This is a genomic window from Bradyrhizobium sp. USDA 376 (assembly GCF_054063675.1).
This window is the reverse complement of record NZ_JBSSGN010000001.1, coordinates 3,909,598-3,923,112: the sequence shown is the minus strand read 5'-3', so window position 1 is coordinate 3,923,112 and position 13,515 is coordinate 3,909,598. Positions and strand designations below refer to the sequence as shown.

The following is a 13,515-nucleotide window of genomic DNA, read 5'->3' as shown; positions in this document are numbered from 1 at the left end:
AGTGACGGCACCGCGGCGCGCGTGTTATTGATGTCTTCGAGTCCTCAATCAGGGAGACCTTCGTGACCGATCTTTGCGCCGAAGACCTCGCAACCATCTATGCCAAGCCGACCCCGCGCGTGATCGCGAAGGCACGCCCCGCGGTCGATGCGCATGCGAAGAAGTTCATCGAGATGTCGCCGTTCTGCGTGCTCGCAACGTCGGGCACGGACGGCAGCGTCGACGCTTCGCCGCGCGGTGGTGGCATCGGCTTCGTCCGCGTCGCAGGTCCCAACCAGCTGCTGATGCCCGACCGCTCCGGCAACAACCGGATCGACAGTTTTCGCAACGTCGTCGAAGGCTCGGGTTTCGTGCACCTGTTGTTCTTCGTCCCCGGCATCGACGAGACGCTGCGCGTCGGCGGGCGCGGCACGCTGTCGGCCGATCCGGACCTGCTCGCCTCCATGGTGGAGTTCGGCAAACCGCCGCGCGCGGTGCTGAACGTCGCCGTCAGCGAAGTCTATTTCCACTGCGGCAAGGCGCTGATGCGCTCGAAGCTGTGGTCGGCGGACAAGATGCAGCGCTCGGTGATGCCGAGCATCACCGAGGTCATCCATGAGCAGACTGGCCTCGGCGAGCCGGAGAGCCAGGCGATCATTGAAGAGCGTTACAAGACGCAGCTGTAGGTGGCGCTGCAATCACAGCGTCGTCCCGGACAAGCGCCGCGCAGCGGCGCGCTGATCCGGGACCCATACCCACAGGGAGTGGTTTGGCGAAGACTCGGAGAGTATGCAGCTGACGCCGGAGCTTAATGCCCCTCGCCCTCGAGCCCGCCGACGTGCTTCTGGGTGTAGAGTTCGAGGCCGATGCGGCCGATCAGATCGAGCTGGGTCTCGAGGAAGTCGATGTGGTGCTCCTCGTCGCTCATCAGCTTCTCGAACAGGTCACGCGTGACGTAGTCCTTGACGCTGTGGCAGTAGGTCGCCGCTTCCTGATAGAGCGCCCGCGCGCTCATCTCGGCGGCGAGATCGCACTCGATGATCTCCTTGACGTTCTGGCCAATGCGCAGGGGATCGAGCACCTGCATGTTCGGGAAGCCGTCGAAGAACAGGATGCGCGCGGTGAGCTTGTCGGCGTGCTCCATCTCCTCGATGGACTCCTTGCGCCAGACCTTGGCCATGTCGAGGAGGCCCCAATTGTCGAGGAAGCGGTAGTGCAGCCAATACTGGTTGATCGCAGTCAGCTCGTGACGCAGTGCCTTGTTCAGATAGTCGATGACTTTTGGGTCACCCTGCATGGTTCACTCCAGCTGTTGCAGTCCAAATCGGTCCTAACCGACTTTAGAACGCTTCTAAATCACTTTACGAATGAGGGCAACCGGCTACGGGAACGTAGCCGGGAAAAAGCTCAGCCGGAGTTGCGGAAGTTTTCAGCAGGCCGCGAGGGCGAACTTGGCGGGCTCGGCCGTCTCATCGTTGGCGGCCATGGTGTGGCTGTGCGGGCAGCCGGCACAGCAGGATTTGGCGCAGGGGCCAAGCGCTTCGTCGATGATGGTCTTGATCGTCCGGGCGCAGCGACCGCATTCGGCGCTGCAGCCGAGACATCCATAGACCTGCTTGGCATGACGCACGGCGTCGTCGGACTCGGCGACGGCGGCCCGGATATCGTCATCGCTCAGCACGTTACAGGAACAAACGATCATGGAAGCGGCAGGCCCTTCGGTGATGCGCCATCATCGATATTTAAGGGGCCGGCCGGATGCAAAAGGAAAAACCGGTATTTGAAGCTATTCCAAACTGGCCCGGATATAGCCTAGAACGGCTCTAAAATAGGGGCTTGCGGTGGATCAAGGTTGCGCACTTAGTCGCCGCCGCCGCCTCCTCCACCGTCGCCGCCGCCACCGCAATCTCCGCCGCCGCTGCCGCTATCGCTGCTGGAGCAGCTGCCGCTGTCGGTCGAACTGCCCGAACTGTCGCTGGAGAACCAGCTGCCCAGCGAGAATCCGTCGCTGCTCCCCGAATAGCTGTCGCCCGCACCCGCACTATCGCCGCCGGCGGCTGCGCGCGAGCGGCGCTGGCCGCGGTTCTGGAGGTGGGTGGTCCAGCCGTAGCCGATCGCGAAGATGACCCCGGCAGCAATCAATGCATTGATCATCGCGTTGCCCATCACCGCCTCCTGGCCGACCTGCGGTCCATACCAATTGGTCGCCCCCGGCAAAGGTGCCGTTCATTGATCATTCAAACGAAATATGGAACTCTGCCCCAAAGAATTCCCGCGTGTGCTTATGCGAAAGGTCCATTCGATGAAGAAGTCGCTCCTGGCAGCCGTTGCCCTCGCCACTGTGGCCCTGACGACCGGAACCCCGGCCCATGCCCAGCGCGGTGTCGCAGCCGGCGTGGCAGCCGGGATCATTGGCGGCGCCATTGTCGGCGGCGCGCTGGCCTCTCCGTATTATTACGGACCTGGCCCCGGCTATTATGAACCGGGCTACTACCCGCCCCGCTACTACGCGCCTGGCCCGGGCTATGTCGCCGACGATTATTACGGCGGCTGCGCCTGGCAGAAGCAGCGCTTCTGGGACGGCTATGCCTGGCGCGTCCGCCGCGTCCGGGTTTGCGGCTAATGTCCCTCGAGCCGGTTCGTTTGCAGCAATTGCCTGGACCGGTTCACTACGGATATGCCGTTCATCTTGGGGCCTGAAAAAGACCGCTTTTTCTCGTCACAGCTCCGTGTGCGTTTACCGTGGATTGACCATTTGCGCGCTTCCTAGCTGCAAGGCCAATTCCATCAGAGTGTGCGTGAACCTTTGAACCCCGGGCGCCTCTAACAAGAGGAACCCATCTCCCAGGAGAGCCAAGAGCATGAAGAAGACTTTAGTTGCCGCCCTCACGGTTGCGACGGTCGCCGGTTCGCTGGTGACCGCCACTCCGTCCGCCAAAGCCGGTGACGGCGTCGGCGCCGGCATCGCAGCCGGCCTGATCGGCGGCGCCATCGTCGGCGGCGCCATCGCGTCGAGCCGCCCCGCCTATGGCGGTCCCGTTTACGTTGCCGAGCCGCCGCCGCCCGCGCCCTGCTACTGGCGTCGTGAGCGCTACTGGGACGGCTACGGCTGGGTCAGCCGCCCGGTTCGCGTCTGCTACTGATCTGATCGCCTTGGCGCATGCGCGCCGCGATAGAGAGCCCGGCCGAGAGCATCGGCCGGGCTTTTTCTTTGCTCACACGCTAAAGCGCGATGAGATTTGGATAAATCGTCATCGCGCTTCAGGTTGTTGTTTACGCATGATCTTTCCGGAAAACCGCTTCGCACTTTTCCGGATCATGCTTTAGCGCGCCGCCTGGATCGAACGCAGCACCTCTTCACTCGGCCAGCAATCGACCTTGAGTCCTGCCGACTTCTGATAGGCGCCCAGCGCGGCACGCGTCTGCATGCCGGCCTTGCCGTCGATCTTGTCCTTGTAGAGCCCGACGTGGGTGAGCCCGCGCTGCATGGTCTCGACATCCTTGGTGCGCAATTGCTTCGAGGCCGACCAGGGCGTTGCAAACGGCAGCGGGCTCGTCATGCGATCGCTGAGATGGCCGACGAACAGCACGTAGAGGTCTGAGAAATTGTATTCCTTGATGACGAAGTAGTTCTTCGTCGTGAGGAACGACGGACCATAGATGCCTTCCGGCTGGAGCAGCGAGGCCGGCTGCGCCTGCTCGGCAGCGCCCAGCTTCTGCCCGCGCACCGGCACAAAGCCTTCGCGCAGCCACTGGCCAACCGGCTTCGTCACCTCCGGCACACCGGTGGTGCAATCGACCTTCGCCGGCGCCTGCACCTCATAAGCCCAGCGCACGCCGCTCTGCCAGCCCTTGTTGACGAGCTGCTGCGCGGCAGACGCCAGCGCATCCGGCACCGAATGCCAGATGTCGATGCGGCCATCGCGGTCGAAATCGACGCCATGCTTGTAATATTCGGACGGCAGGAATTGCGTGAGCCCGGTGGCGCCGGCCCAGGACGAACGCATGTCCTTGCGCGTCACGACGCCCTCGCCGAGGATCTTCAGCGAAAGGATGAACTCGTTGCGATAGGTGTCCTTGCGCCGTCCGACATAGGCCTGCGTCGCCAGCACACGGACCAGATCATAGGGCAGCGTGTAGCGGCCGTAGTCGGTCTCGCGGCCCCAGATCGCGAGCATGACGGTCGCGGGCACGCCGGAGCTCTTCTCGATCTCGGTCAGCGCCGGACGATACTTTTGCAGCAGCCGCTGCCCCTCGCCGGCAAGCCGCGCGATCGAGGCGTCCTTGACGTAGTCGGCAGGCACCTGCACGAACTCGGCCTGCGACGGCGCGCCGGTCGCGGGCCGTCCCGGCAAGATCAGATCGGGCAGCTTGTAGTCCGGCTCGAGCCCGCGCGTCTGCTCGTCGAACGTCGCGCGCGAGACACCGGCGGCCTGCGCCTCCGGCCAGAGCGAGGCGATGAACTGCGTGAAGGCGGCGTCGGCGGCGCGGGCGGACGACCAGCCGCAGGTGACCACGATCACCGCAGCGATGAGCGCCCGCCGCATCATGCCGCCATCACCGCGTTAGCTTCTTGTACTTCACGCGATGCGGAATGATGCTGTCCTGGCCGAGGCGGCGCATCTTGTCCTTCTCGTAATCCTGGAAGTTGCCTTCGAACCATTCGACATGGCTGTCGCCTTCGAACGCAAGGATGTGGGTCGCGATGCGGTCGAGGAACCAGCGATCGTGGCTGATGATGACGGCGCAGCCGGCAAAATCCTCCAGCGCCTCTTCGAGCGCACGCAGCGTGTCGACGTCGAGATCGTTGGTCGGCTCGTCGAGCAGCAGGACGTTGGCGCCGGACTTCAGCATCTTGGCGAGATGCACGCGGTTGCGTTCACCGCCGGAGAGCGCGCCGACCTTCTTCTGCTGGTCGGCGCCCTTGAAGTTGAACGACGAGCAATAGCCGCGCGAGTTGACTTCCTTCTTGCCGAGCAGGATCAGCTCGTTGCCGCCGGAGATCTCCTCCCACACCGTCTTCTTGCCGTCGAGCGCGTCGCGCGACTGGTCGACATAGCCGAGATGCACGGTCTCACCGACCGTGATGGTGCCGTTGTCCGGCGTTTCCTGCTTGGTGATCATCTTGAACAGCGTGGTCTTGCCGGCGCCGTTGGCACCGATCACGCCGACGATGCCGCCCGGTGGCAGCTTGAAGGTGAGATCGTCGATCAACAGGCGATCGCCATAGCCTTTGCTGAGTGCTTCGAAATCAACCACATTGGCGCCGAGCCGCTCGGCGACGGGGATGATGATCTGCGCCGTCTGGGTCTGCTTTTCGCTGGCCTGCTTGAGCAGCTCCTCATAGCGCTGGTAGCGCGCCTTCGACTTGGCTTGGCGCGCCTTGGGCGAGGACGCGACCCACTCCTGCTCGCGGGCGAGCGTCTTCTGGTGCGCGGCGTCCTCACGTCCCTCCTGCTCCAGGCGCTTCTGTTTCTGCACCAGCCAGGACGAATAATTGCCTTCGTAGGGAATGCCGCGGCCGCGATCGAGCTCGAGGATCCACCCCGTGACGTTGTCGAGGAAGTAGCGGTCGTGGGTGACGATCAGGATCGCGCCGGGATAGTTGCGCAGATGGCCTTCCAGCCACGACACGGATTCGGCGTCGAGATGGTTGGTCGGCTCGTCCAGCAGCAGCAGCTCGGGCTGGTCGAGCAGCAGCCGGCACAGCGCGACGCGGCGACGCTCGCCGCCCGAAAGTTTTGTGACATCGGCGTCGTCAGGCGGGCAGCGCAGCGCGTCCATGGCCTGGTCGACCTTGCTGTCAAGATCCCACAGGCCCTGGGCCTCGATCTCGTCCTGCAGCTTGGTCATCTCGTCGGCGGTCTCGTCCGAATAGTTGACCGCGAGCTCGTTGTAGCGGTCGAGGATCGCCTTCTGCTTGGCGACGCCCTGCATGACATTCTCGCGCACCGACAGCGCCGGATCGAGGTGCGGTTCCTGCTCCAGATAGCCGACGCGGGCGCCCTCGGCGACCCAGGCCTCGCCGGTGTACTCCTTGTCGAGGCCCGCCATGATCTTGAGCAGCGTCGACTTACCCGAGCCGTTGACACCGAGCACGCCGATCTTGGCGTCCGGGTAGAAGCTCAGATGGATGTTATCGAGCACCTTCCGGGTCGGGTAGCTCTTGGTCAGGCCCTGCATGAAATAGATGAACTGGCGCGCCATCGGTCCCGTGAAACCTTCGATTTGAGGAAATTTGCTTGCCGCCGATGTAACGATCCCGCCCCCAAAGGGCAACGTTTTCCCTCCGTTCACCACGGATGAATACGGGACGGACACCATCCGGACGCAGATCCGGACAATTGAAACCATTTTTTAATAAAGCAGGCCAAAGCTCGGTTTTGCGCGGAAACAGCGCCGCCCGCTCAGAACGAACGGGGAGCACAGCGAGGCCGCATCATGGCTCTGATCGAGACCAATTCTCTTCCTGTTCCGGCAGGAGCCGGGCACGTCTCCGGGTTCGTCTCGGAGATCAAGGCCTTCTGGAAGCGCTTCTTCACCACCGCCTTCAACCCCTACCGGCCCGAACTGCACTACATGCGCGGCCCCGGCCCCGCCTGGCGCGCCAAGCACGGCCTGGATGCGCCGATCCGGCTGAAGCCCCGCGATCTCTGAGCGATTACCTCCTATCGGATTTTTGAAGACGCTGGCTGCTTGCGCGCGAGGCTGATTGCGCGCAACCATGGCCCGGTTCCGACGACGGCGTCCCGCCCAGCGCCGTCACCTCTCGCCATGGATGAATGCTGATGAGCCGGCTGCGCTGTGCGATCCTCGACGACTATTTCAACCTCGCCATCGACGTCGCCGATTGGCCGAAACTATCGGACCGCATCGACGTCACCGTGTTCAGCCATCCCTTCGCCTCGGAGCAGGCGGCGGCGAGCGCGCTGGCCGATTTCGAGATCATCTGCGCGATGCGCGAGCGCACGGCGTTTCCCAAGAGCCTGTTCGACAAGCTGCCCAAGCTGAAGCTGCTGCTCACTTCGGGCATGCGCAACGCCTCGATCGACATGGAGGCAGCGAAGGCCAAGGGCGTCGTCATCGGCGGCACGCAATATTCCCGCGATCCCACCGCCCCGCTCGCCATGGGGCTGATCCTGGAACTGACCCGCGGCATCGGCCGCGAGAGCGCGCGCATGCATGCGGGCGAACCGTGGCAGACTTTTGCCGGCGTCGAGATTGAGGGTCGCACGCTCGGCATCATCGGGCTCGGCAAGCTCGGCAGCAAGATGGCGGGCATCGCCAAAGCGTTCGGCATGAACGTGATCGCCTGGAGCCCGAACCTGACGCCGGAGAAGTGCAAGGAAATTGGCGTCGGCTATGCCAGCAAGGACGAGCTGTTCGCGAAGGCCGACATTGTCACCATCCATGTGGTGCTGAGCGACCGCTCGCGTGGCCTCGTCGGCCGGGCCGATCTGGCGCGGATGAAGCCGACCGCCTTCCTCGTCAACACCGCGCGCGGGCCGATCGTGGACGAGCAGGCGCTGCTGGAAGCCTTGCAGAAGCGGAAGATCGCGGGCGCCGGCATCGACGTGTTTTCGGTCGAGCCGCTGCCGGTCGACCATCCCTTCCGCAAGCTCGACAATCTCGTGCTGACGCCGCATCTCGGCTACGCGACCGAGGACGGATTGCGCATCCACTACGGCCAGATGGTCGAGGCAATCGACGCCTTCACCAAAGGCGCTGAGCTGCCGCGCAAGCTGGCCTGAATCGGGATAGGGGGAAGCCTCGCGGCTCCGCCCCTCCCACACCACCGGACATACGGGTCCGTATCCGGCGGTTCAGCGGATTATGCGGGTCGCCGTGCCGCGACGGAAGCCAAGCCGAGTGAGGCAAAGAAGCCGTTTGGCAGAGCAATGGTGAGCGCGGGGCTGTTCGCGAGCCGCCAAGGGCCACGTGGGCTGCCGGCGGTTTGCGCCGCCAGATCCCGGCCGACGCCGCGGCGTCGCAACTCGGCAAAGCGAGCGGGTCCATACTTCCATTGCTTCCAGGCAACGGCGCGCAACCGTCGCCTGATCCACTGGTCAAGCACGCGCAACACCGACGGGGTTTGACAGAAGCCGAAGTAGCCGTGCCACCCAATCAGGTAGGTCGACAGTTCTTTGGCGATCTGCACGAGGCATCGACCACGCGTGCGTCGCGTGAGCTCCCGAACCTTCGCCTTGAAGCGGGCGAGTGCCTGCGGCGCGATGCGCCGCCGCGGTTCTTGCCCGCCGGTGAAGCTGAAGCCCAGGAACTTGCGAACACTCGGTTTGGCAACCGCGCTCTTCGCTTTGTTGATCTTGAGCTTGAGGCGCTTTTCGAGGAACCTCTCGACGCCAGCCAGCACCCGTTCGCCCGCCCGCTGACTGCGCACGTAGATGTTGCAGTCGTCGGCGTAACGCACGAAGCGGTGGCCGCGCTTCTCCAGTTCCTTGTCCAGCACATCCAGCATCAGGTTCGACAACAGCGGCGAGAGCGGACCGCCCTGCGGCGTGCCCTCTTCCGTCGGACTGACCAGCCCTCCTTCCAACACACCCGCATTCAGGAAGGCGCGGATGAGCTTCAGGATGCGCTTGTCAGCAACCCGCTTGGCAACCAGTCCCATCAGGATGTCGTGGTTGACCCGGTCAAAGAACTTCTCCAGGTCGATGTCCACCACGATGCTGTGGCCGGCCGCAATGTACGCCTGCGCCCGTTCCACCGCCCGATGTGCCGAGCGCCCCGGCCGAAAGCCGAAGCTCGTCTCGGCGAACGTCCTATCCCAATCCGCCTGCAGCACCTGCATCACCGCCTGCTGGATCAAGCGGTCGAGCACCGTCGGAATGCCGAGCGGCCGCAGGCCGCCCGACGCCTTCGGTATCTCCACCCGCCGCACCGGCTGTGGCTTGTAGGTGCCGTCAAGCAACTGGGCTCGGATCGCAGGCCAGTGCTCCTTCAGGTGGGCTGACAGCTCGCCGACGGTCATCCCGTCGACGCCCGCCGCGCCCTTGTTGCGCTTTACTTGCGCCAACGCTGCCTTCAGATTCTCACTCTCGACAACGTCTTCCATCGACGGTCCTGCGACCGCCGGGCGTTCGAGACAGACTTCCGCCGCACGCGCTTCAGGCTCTCGGGCGCCGGCGCTTCGGGCTTCACCCTCCGCTCCGGGGCTCAAGTTCAGCTCGACCTGATTCTTCTGCCGCATGGCTCGCACGAGATCGCCGCTCTACTGACCACTTCCACCGTTCAGGCCTTCAGCGGCGCGCTGCCGCCTACTACGCCCTCGGCTGACTTCTGCGCTGCGGTCAGGCCGTCTTGCGACGGTCTCAGTCTCGTTGCCGAGACACAGCGCAGACCTCCCGAGGTAAGACCGACCGCCTTCACCGCACGCCCGCCGAATTTACCACCCCGACCTTTGATGACCTTGGACTTCGCGATCAATTGCTCGCTCGTCCGGCCGGGTAGGCCTCGTTATCCGGTGTTTGTCCATCGGGCCGCGGCTTTGCTCCACGCTTTCTTCAGACCCCACCTCACGATGACGCCCTTGCGCTTCGCTAATCCTTCGCCGCCATCAGGCTGGATAGAGGACTTCCACCTCCAAGCTGTCGCTCATACTCGGCACACAATGAAAAGGGCGTGCCGTCGGCACGCCCTTTTGCAATTTGATCTCGTTCGAAGCGCTTAGCGCACGGTGACCGGTGCGGGCAGCGGCGGCACGACCGTCGGCTGCGTGCCGGGGACCGGGCCGGCCTGGGCCGACATCGGAGCCGGCGCGGGCGCTGCGGACGCGGTCGCCGTTCCCGGCGACGGGCCACCCGGCATCACCACCACGCGGGTGCCGACCTTGACGCGATCGAACAGGTCCGAGACGTCCTCGTTGAGCATGCCGATGCAGCCGGAGGAGACGAACTTGCCGATGGTCGAGGGCTGGTTGGTGCCGTGGATGCGGTAGACGGTCGAGCCGAGATACATCGCACGGGCACCGAGCGGATTGCCGGGGCCGCCGGCCATGAAGCGCGGCAGATAGGGCTGGCGCTCGATCATCTCGGTCGGCGGATGCCAATCCGGCCACTCCGCCTTGCGGGTGATCTTCTGCACGCCGGTCCAGGTGAAGCCGTCGCGGCCGACGCGGACGCCGTAGCGGATCGCACGGCCGCCTCCGAGCACATAATAGAGGTAGGTGTTCGGCGTATCGACCACGAGGGTGCCGGCCGGCTCCTTGGTCTGGAACGCGACCTCCTGGCGGCGCAGGTTCTGCGGCAACTGCGCCGGCGCAGCATCGGGCTGCTCCTCGGGAGGCAGCGAAGCGATTGTCATCGGCCGGCCATCGGCACCGACGGGCGGCTGCCCGGCCTGGACCGTTCCGGTCGCGGCGGGACCACCGACCGCTTCCGGCGGACGCAGGCCGTCATTGGCGGGCGCCTGAGCCGGACGGTCGGCATAGATCACCGGCGGCGGGCCGGCGGGGCGGCCATAGCGGGGATCATCCGGCGACATCACGGGGCCCTGCGGCGGAGCCGCCGAATACACCGGCGGAGCGCCAGCCGGACGGCCATAACGGGGATCATCCGGCGACATCACCGGCCCCTGCGGCGGAGCGGCCGAATAGACCGGCGGACCTGCCGGCCGGCCGTAGCGCGGATCATTGGGCGAGGTGATCGGACCGCCAGGGCCGGGTGGCGGCAGCGATGCCTGCGGCATCGCGTCATCGTCTTCGTCCAACGAGTCGAAATTCGGCGTGCGGTCGCCGGGGCGATATTCGGCCGGCGCGCCATAGCTCGGCACCTGCTGGACCGGATAGCTTTGAGCCTGCACGAGCGAGGTTCCCGCCGCAGCGACTGTTGCGGCAGCGCATATCGTCAGAAAATGTTTGATCATCATCGCTCTTGTATAGCCCCGGGGCCCCATCAGGACCGTTAACGGCCAGATGACCGAAGATAGCGGCACATTCAAGACATATCAGGCCGATTTGCGCCGGATTTGCCGATTTGTGATCCGCAAGACTACCGTTGCCCCGTTGCATCACGGGGCGGAAATCGCATCGCGCCGTCAGTTGCCGGAGCCTCGGCCCCGAATTTTAGGGAATGGCGCGGAATCGTTGCGGTATGTTCGAATCAGCCTGATTCGCCACCGCTTTGAGCTCCGAACCCCGCGTGGCGAACGCGGCAATCAGTAATCGTCACCGCGTTCAGATGGCTCTTGGGTCCCGGCCGCCACCCGCCGGGGCGGAAATTCGTAACCCGTCCGATGCTTCCCGGCTTTCGCTTCCTGTTTGCCGCGATCCTGCTGTCAACCTCCATCCTGGTGTTCGGCCTAGGTGCCGCTGCGCTGCTGCGGGCGACCCATGAGCAGTATGTCAGCAACCCCTCCTGGCGGAACGGCCCGCAGGAGCAGGTGTTCGCGCAAACCTCCGAGCCGGCCCAGCCGGTGCTCGCCGCCTTGCGCGCGGAGCCGGAGCCGGCCGAGCCTGCGGTGACGCTGCGCGACCAGGTGCCGACCATCGGATTGCCGGTCCAGGAACCTGAGCAGACGGCCCCGTTGGCAAGCGAGGCCGACGCGACGCCGCAGGCCGCGCCCACGATTGACACCCCAGCCACCGAGCCGTCCAAGGCCGAGACCACGGCGGAAGCCGCAGCGCCCGCGGCGACAGACACGCTCACCCCCGCCGACGCCACGGCATCGATCTCCGAGGCGAAGCCTGCCGCAACCGCCAGCGCGCCGGCGCCGGCTGATCCCAGTGCCGCTCCGGCGTCCCCGGGGCCCGATGTCGCCCCGACCAAGCTGGCCGCACTGAACGACCCCGCCACCACGGCCGCGAAGGATCCGCCGGCGAAGGCCAAGGCGGACGCCAGCAAGCCGGAGAGCAAGGCGACCAAGCCTAAGGCGAAGAAGCGCCACCGCGTGGTGCGGCGTCCACCGCCTCAGCAGTTGCAGCAGCAGCTCGACCCGTTCGGACAGCCGCAGACGTTTGCGACGACGACTGCCACGAGGACGCGCCAGTAGCTTACGCCGGGCCGGTCGCGATCGGCGGGCCTTTTTCCTGGCCCCATTCCGACCAGGAGCCGTCGTACAGCGCAGTGTCGGTGACGCCCAGGCGATAGAGCGCGAGCGTGAGCACGCCCGCGGACACACCGGAGCCGCAGCTCGTCACGATCGGCGCATCCAGCTTGACGCCGGCGCCGGTGAAGGCGGCGCGCAGGTCGCCAAGCGGCTTCATCTCGCCGGTCGTGGCATCGAACAGCAGATTGTAGGGCACGTTGCGGGCGCCGGGGATGTGGCCGGAGCGGATGCCCGGCCGCGGCTCAGGCGCGCGGCCCTCGAAACGATCGGCGGCGCGCGCATCGATCACCTGCTCGGCCCGGCTTTCGACGTTGGCGATCAGCTGCTCCATGCTGCGCACGCGCTTCGGATCATAGCTCGCCTTGAAGGTTTGCGGCTTCGGCTTCACTTCGCCGGTCTCGACCGGGCGTCCTTCCGCACGCCACTTCTTCAGGCCGCCATTGAGGATGCGGACATTGGCGTGGCCGTAGGACAGGAACATCCACCACGCGCGGGGCGCGGCGACCCAGCCGCCGGCATCATAGAGCACGACGGTGTCGCTGTTTCCGATGCCGAGATTGCCGACGTCGCGGCCGAACTGCTCGGCGCTCGGAAACATGTGCGGCAGCGGGTTGGAATGATCCGACACCGCGTCGACATCGAAGAACACGGCGCCCGGCAGGTGCGCGGCGAGGTAGTCGTCCTTCGGCAGCGGCAGCACGCCCGGGAGCTTGAAGCTGGCGTCGAGGATCTTGACGTTGGCATCGCCCATGTGGGCGGCGAGCCATTCGGTGGAGACGAGGGGGTCGGTGGTCATGCGAGGTCTTTCTTGTCATTCCGAAGTTGAAGCAATGCGCATCAAACTCCGCTGTCATCGCCCGGCTTGACCGGGCGATCCAGTATTCCAGAGGCGGTTGTGATTGAGCCGAGAGGCTGCGGCGTACTGGATTCCCCGCCTTCGCGGGGAATGACAGCGGAGATTGGCGCGACAGCGCAGCACTTCTCACCCCTTCTTCTTCGGCTCCCACTGCTCCGTGGGGCCGCCGGCGTCGCGCCAGGCGGCGTAGCCGCCGGCGATGTGGGCGACGGGCTTCAGGCCCATGTCCTGCGCGGTCTTGGCGGCGAGCGCGGAGCGCAGGCCACCGGCGCAGTGGAAGACGAACTTCTTGTCCTCCTGGAAAATCGGCTTTGCATACGGGCTCTGCGGATCGATCCAGAATTCCAGCATGCCGCGGGTGCAGGCGAAGGCGCCGGGGATGCGGCCGTCGCGCTCGATCTCGCGGGGATCGCGGATGTCGACGATGACGACGTCGCCGTTCTTCGAGATCTCAATGGCGTCCTTGGCGTTGAGCGTCTCGATCTCGGCATTGGCCTCGTCGATCAGCGCCTTGATGCCGCGGGTGATGGTCTGGGGCATATGGTTCTCCCTTCTTCTCTTCCGTCGTTCCGGGGCGGTCGCGAAGCGAGCGGACCCGGAACCTCGATCGGCATCTA

Annotated in this window: 15 protein-coding genes; 6 read left to right on the top strand and 9 right to left on the bottom strand. The window is 65.1% G+C overall.

Annotation, left to right across the window (positions count from 1 at the left end):
* The first annotated feature begins 62 nt into the window (after nucleotides 1–62).
* The gene (locus tag ACVJ19_RS18350; RefSeq protein WP_453950430.1) at nucleotides 63–665 is read left to right on the top strand and encodes an MSMEG_1061 family FMN-dependent PPOX-type flavoprotein; all 603 of its coding nucleotides are present in this window, start codon (nucleotides 63–65) and stop codon (nucleotides 663–665) included.
* 122 nt (nucleotides 666–787) lie between these two features.
* Here ACVJ19_RS18350 and bfr read toward each other — a convergent pair whose 3' ends face one another.
* The 3 genes from bfr to ACVJ19_RS18335 form a co-directional block, all read right to left on the bottom strand.
* On the bottom strand, nucleotides 788–1,276 hold the full coding sequence (bfr, locus tag ACVJ19_RS18345; protein WP_183244787.1) for a bacterioferritin: 489 nt from the start codon (nucleotides 1,274–1,276) through the stop codon (nucleotides 788–790).
* A 132-nt stretch (nucleotides 1,277–1,408) separates the two neighbouring features.
* Nucleotides 1,409–1,681 (bottom strand): (2Fe-2S)-binding protein, encoded by a 273-nt coding sequence (locus ACVJ19_RS18340; RefSeq protein WP_453950429.1) that lies wholly within the window; start codon nucleotides 1,679–1,681, stop codon nucleotides 1,409–1,411.
* A gap of 158 nt (nucleotides 1,682–1,839) precedes the next feature.
* A complete protein-coding gene (locus tag ACVJ19_RS18335) occupies nucleotides 1,840–2,145 on the bottom strand; it encodes a hypothetical protein (RefSeq protein WP_453950428.1) in 306 nt (101 codons plus the stop codon).
* Nucleotides 2,146–2,281: 136 nt separating this feature from the next.
* Between ACVJ19_RS18335 and ACVJ19_RS18330 the strand changes: the two genes are divergently transcribed.
* Both ACVJ19_RS18330 and ACVJ19_RS18325 read left to right on the top strand, forming a co-directional pair.
* Nucleotides 2,282–2,602 carry a hypothetical protein gene (locus ACVJ19_RS18330; protein ID WP_453950427.1) on the top strand — a complete coding sequence of 107 codons (321 nt, stop codon included), beginning with the start codon at nucleotides 2,282–2,284 and terminating at the stop codon, nucleotides 2,600–2,602.
* A gap of 238 nt (nucleotides 2,603–2,840) precedes the next feature.
* On the top strand, nucleotides 2,841–3,122 hold the full coding sequence (locus ACVJ19_RS18325; RefSeq protein WP_453950426.1) for a hypothetical protein: 282 nt from the start codon (nucleotides 2,841–2,843) through the stop codon (nucleotides 3,120–3,122).
* Nucleotides 3,123–3,302: 180 nt separating this feature from the next.
* On the opposite strand, the gene ACVJ19_RS18320 is transcribed toward ACVJ19_RS18325, so the two are convergent.
* Complete coding sequence (locus ACVJ19_RS18320) at nucleotides 3,303–4,529, bottom strand: lytic murein transglycosylase (protein ID WP_453950425.1); 1,227 nt, start codon at nucleotides 4,527–4,529, stop codon at nucleotides 3,303–3,305.
* Nucleotides 4,530–4,536: 7 nt separating this feature from the next.
* Complete coding sequence (gene ettA, locus ACVJ19_RS18315; RefSeq protein WP_453950424.1) at nucleotides 4,537–6,186, bottom strand: energy-dependent translational throttle protein EttA; 1,650 nt, start codon at nucleotides 6,184–6,186, stop codon at nucleotides 4,537–4,539.
* Nucleotides 6,187–6,420: 234 nt separating this feature from the next.
* Here ettA and ACVJ19_RS18310 point away from each other — a divergent pair, with 234 nt between their 5' ends.
* Both ACVJ19_RS18310 and ACVJ19_RS18305 read left to right on the top strand, forming a co-directional pair.
* Nucleotides 6,421–6,636 carry a hypothetical protein gene (locus ACVJ19_RS18310; protein ID WP_183244792.1) on the top strand — a complete coding sequence of 72 codons (216 nt, stop codon included), beginning with the start codon at nucleotides 6,421–6,423 and terminating at the stop codon, nucleotides 6,634–6,636.
* Nucleotides 6,637–6,767: 131 nt separating this feature from the next.
* Nucleotides 6,768–7,730, top strand: a complete 963-nt coding sequence (locus tag ACVJ19_RS18305) for a D-2-hydroxyacid dehydrogenase family protein (protein WP_453950423.1) — start codon at nucleotides 6,768–6,770, stop codon at nucleotides 7,728–7,730.
* A gap of 80 nt (nucleotides 7,731–7,810) precedes the next feature.
* Here ACVJ19_RS18305 and ltrA read toward each other — a convergent pair whose 3' ends face one another.
* Both ltrA and ACVJ19_RS18295 read right to left on the bottom strand, forming a co-directional pair.
* Complete coding sequence (ltrA, locus tag ACVJ19_RS18300; RefSeq protein WP_028144467.1) at nucleotides 7,811–9,187, bottom strand: group II intron reverse transcriptase/maturase; 1,377 nt, start codon at nucleotides 9,185–9,187, stop codon at nucleotides 7,811–7,813.
* Between the two features lie 476 nt (nucleotides 9,188–9,663).
* Entirely contained in the window at nucleotides 9,664–10,860 is a 1,197-nt protein-coding gene (locus ACVJ19_RS18295) for a L,D-transpeptidase family protein (protein ID WP_453950422.1), read from the bottom strand.
* A gap of 369 nt (nucleotides 10,861–11,229) precedes the next feature.
* On the opposite strand from ACVJ19_RS18295, the gene ACVJ19_RS18290 reads away from it, so the two are divergent.
* On the top strand, nucleotides 11,230–11,985 hold the full coding sequence (locus ACVJ19_RS18290) for a hypothetical protein (protein ID WP_453950421.1): 756 nt from the start codon (nucleotides 11,230–11,232) through the stop codon (nucleotides 11,983–11,985).
* 1 nt (nucleotide 11,986) lies between these two features.
* Here ACVJ19_RS18290 and sseA read toward each other — a convergent pair whose 3' ends face one another.
* Complete coding sequence (sseA, locus tag ACVJ19_RS18285) at nucleotides 11,987–12,838, bottom strand: 3-mercaptopyruvate sulfurtransferase (protein WP_453950420.1); 852 nt, start codon at nucleotides 12,836–12,838, stop codon at nucleotides 11,987–11,989.
* 186 nt (nucleotides 12,839–13,024) lie between these two features.
* Nucleotides 13,025–13,438, bottom strand: coding sequence for a rhodanese-like domain-containing protein (locus tag ACVJ19_RS18280; RefSeq protein ID WP_212431872.1), 414 nt, complete (start codon nucleotides 13,436–13,438; stop codon nucleotides 13,025–13,027).
* Nucleotides 13,439–13,515: the final 77 nt, after the last annotated feature.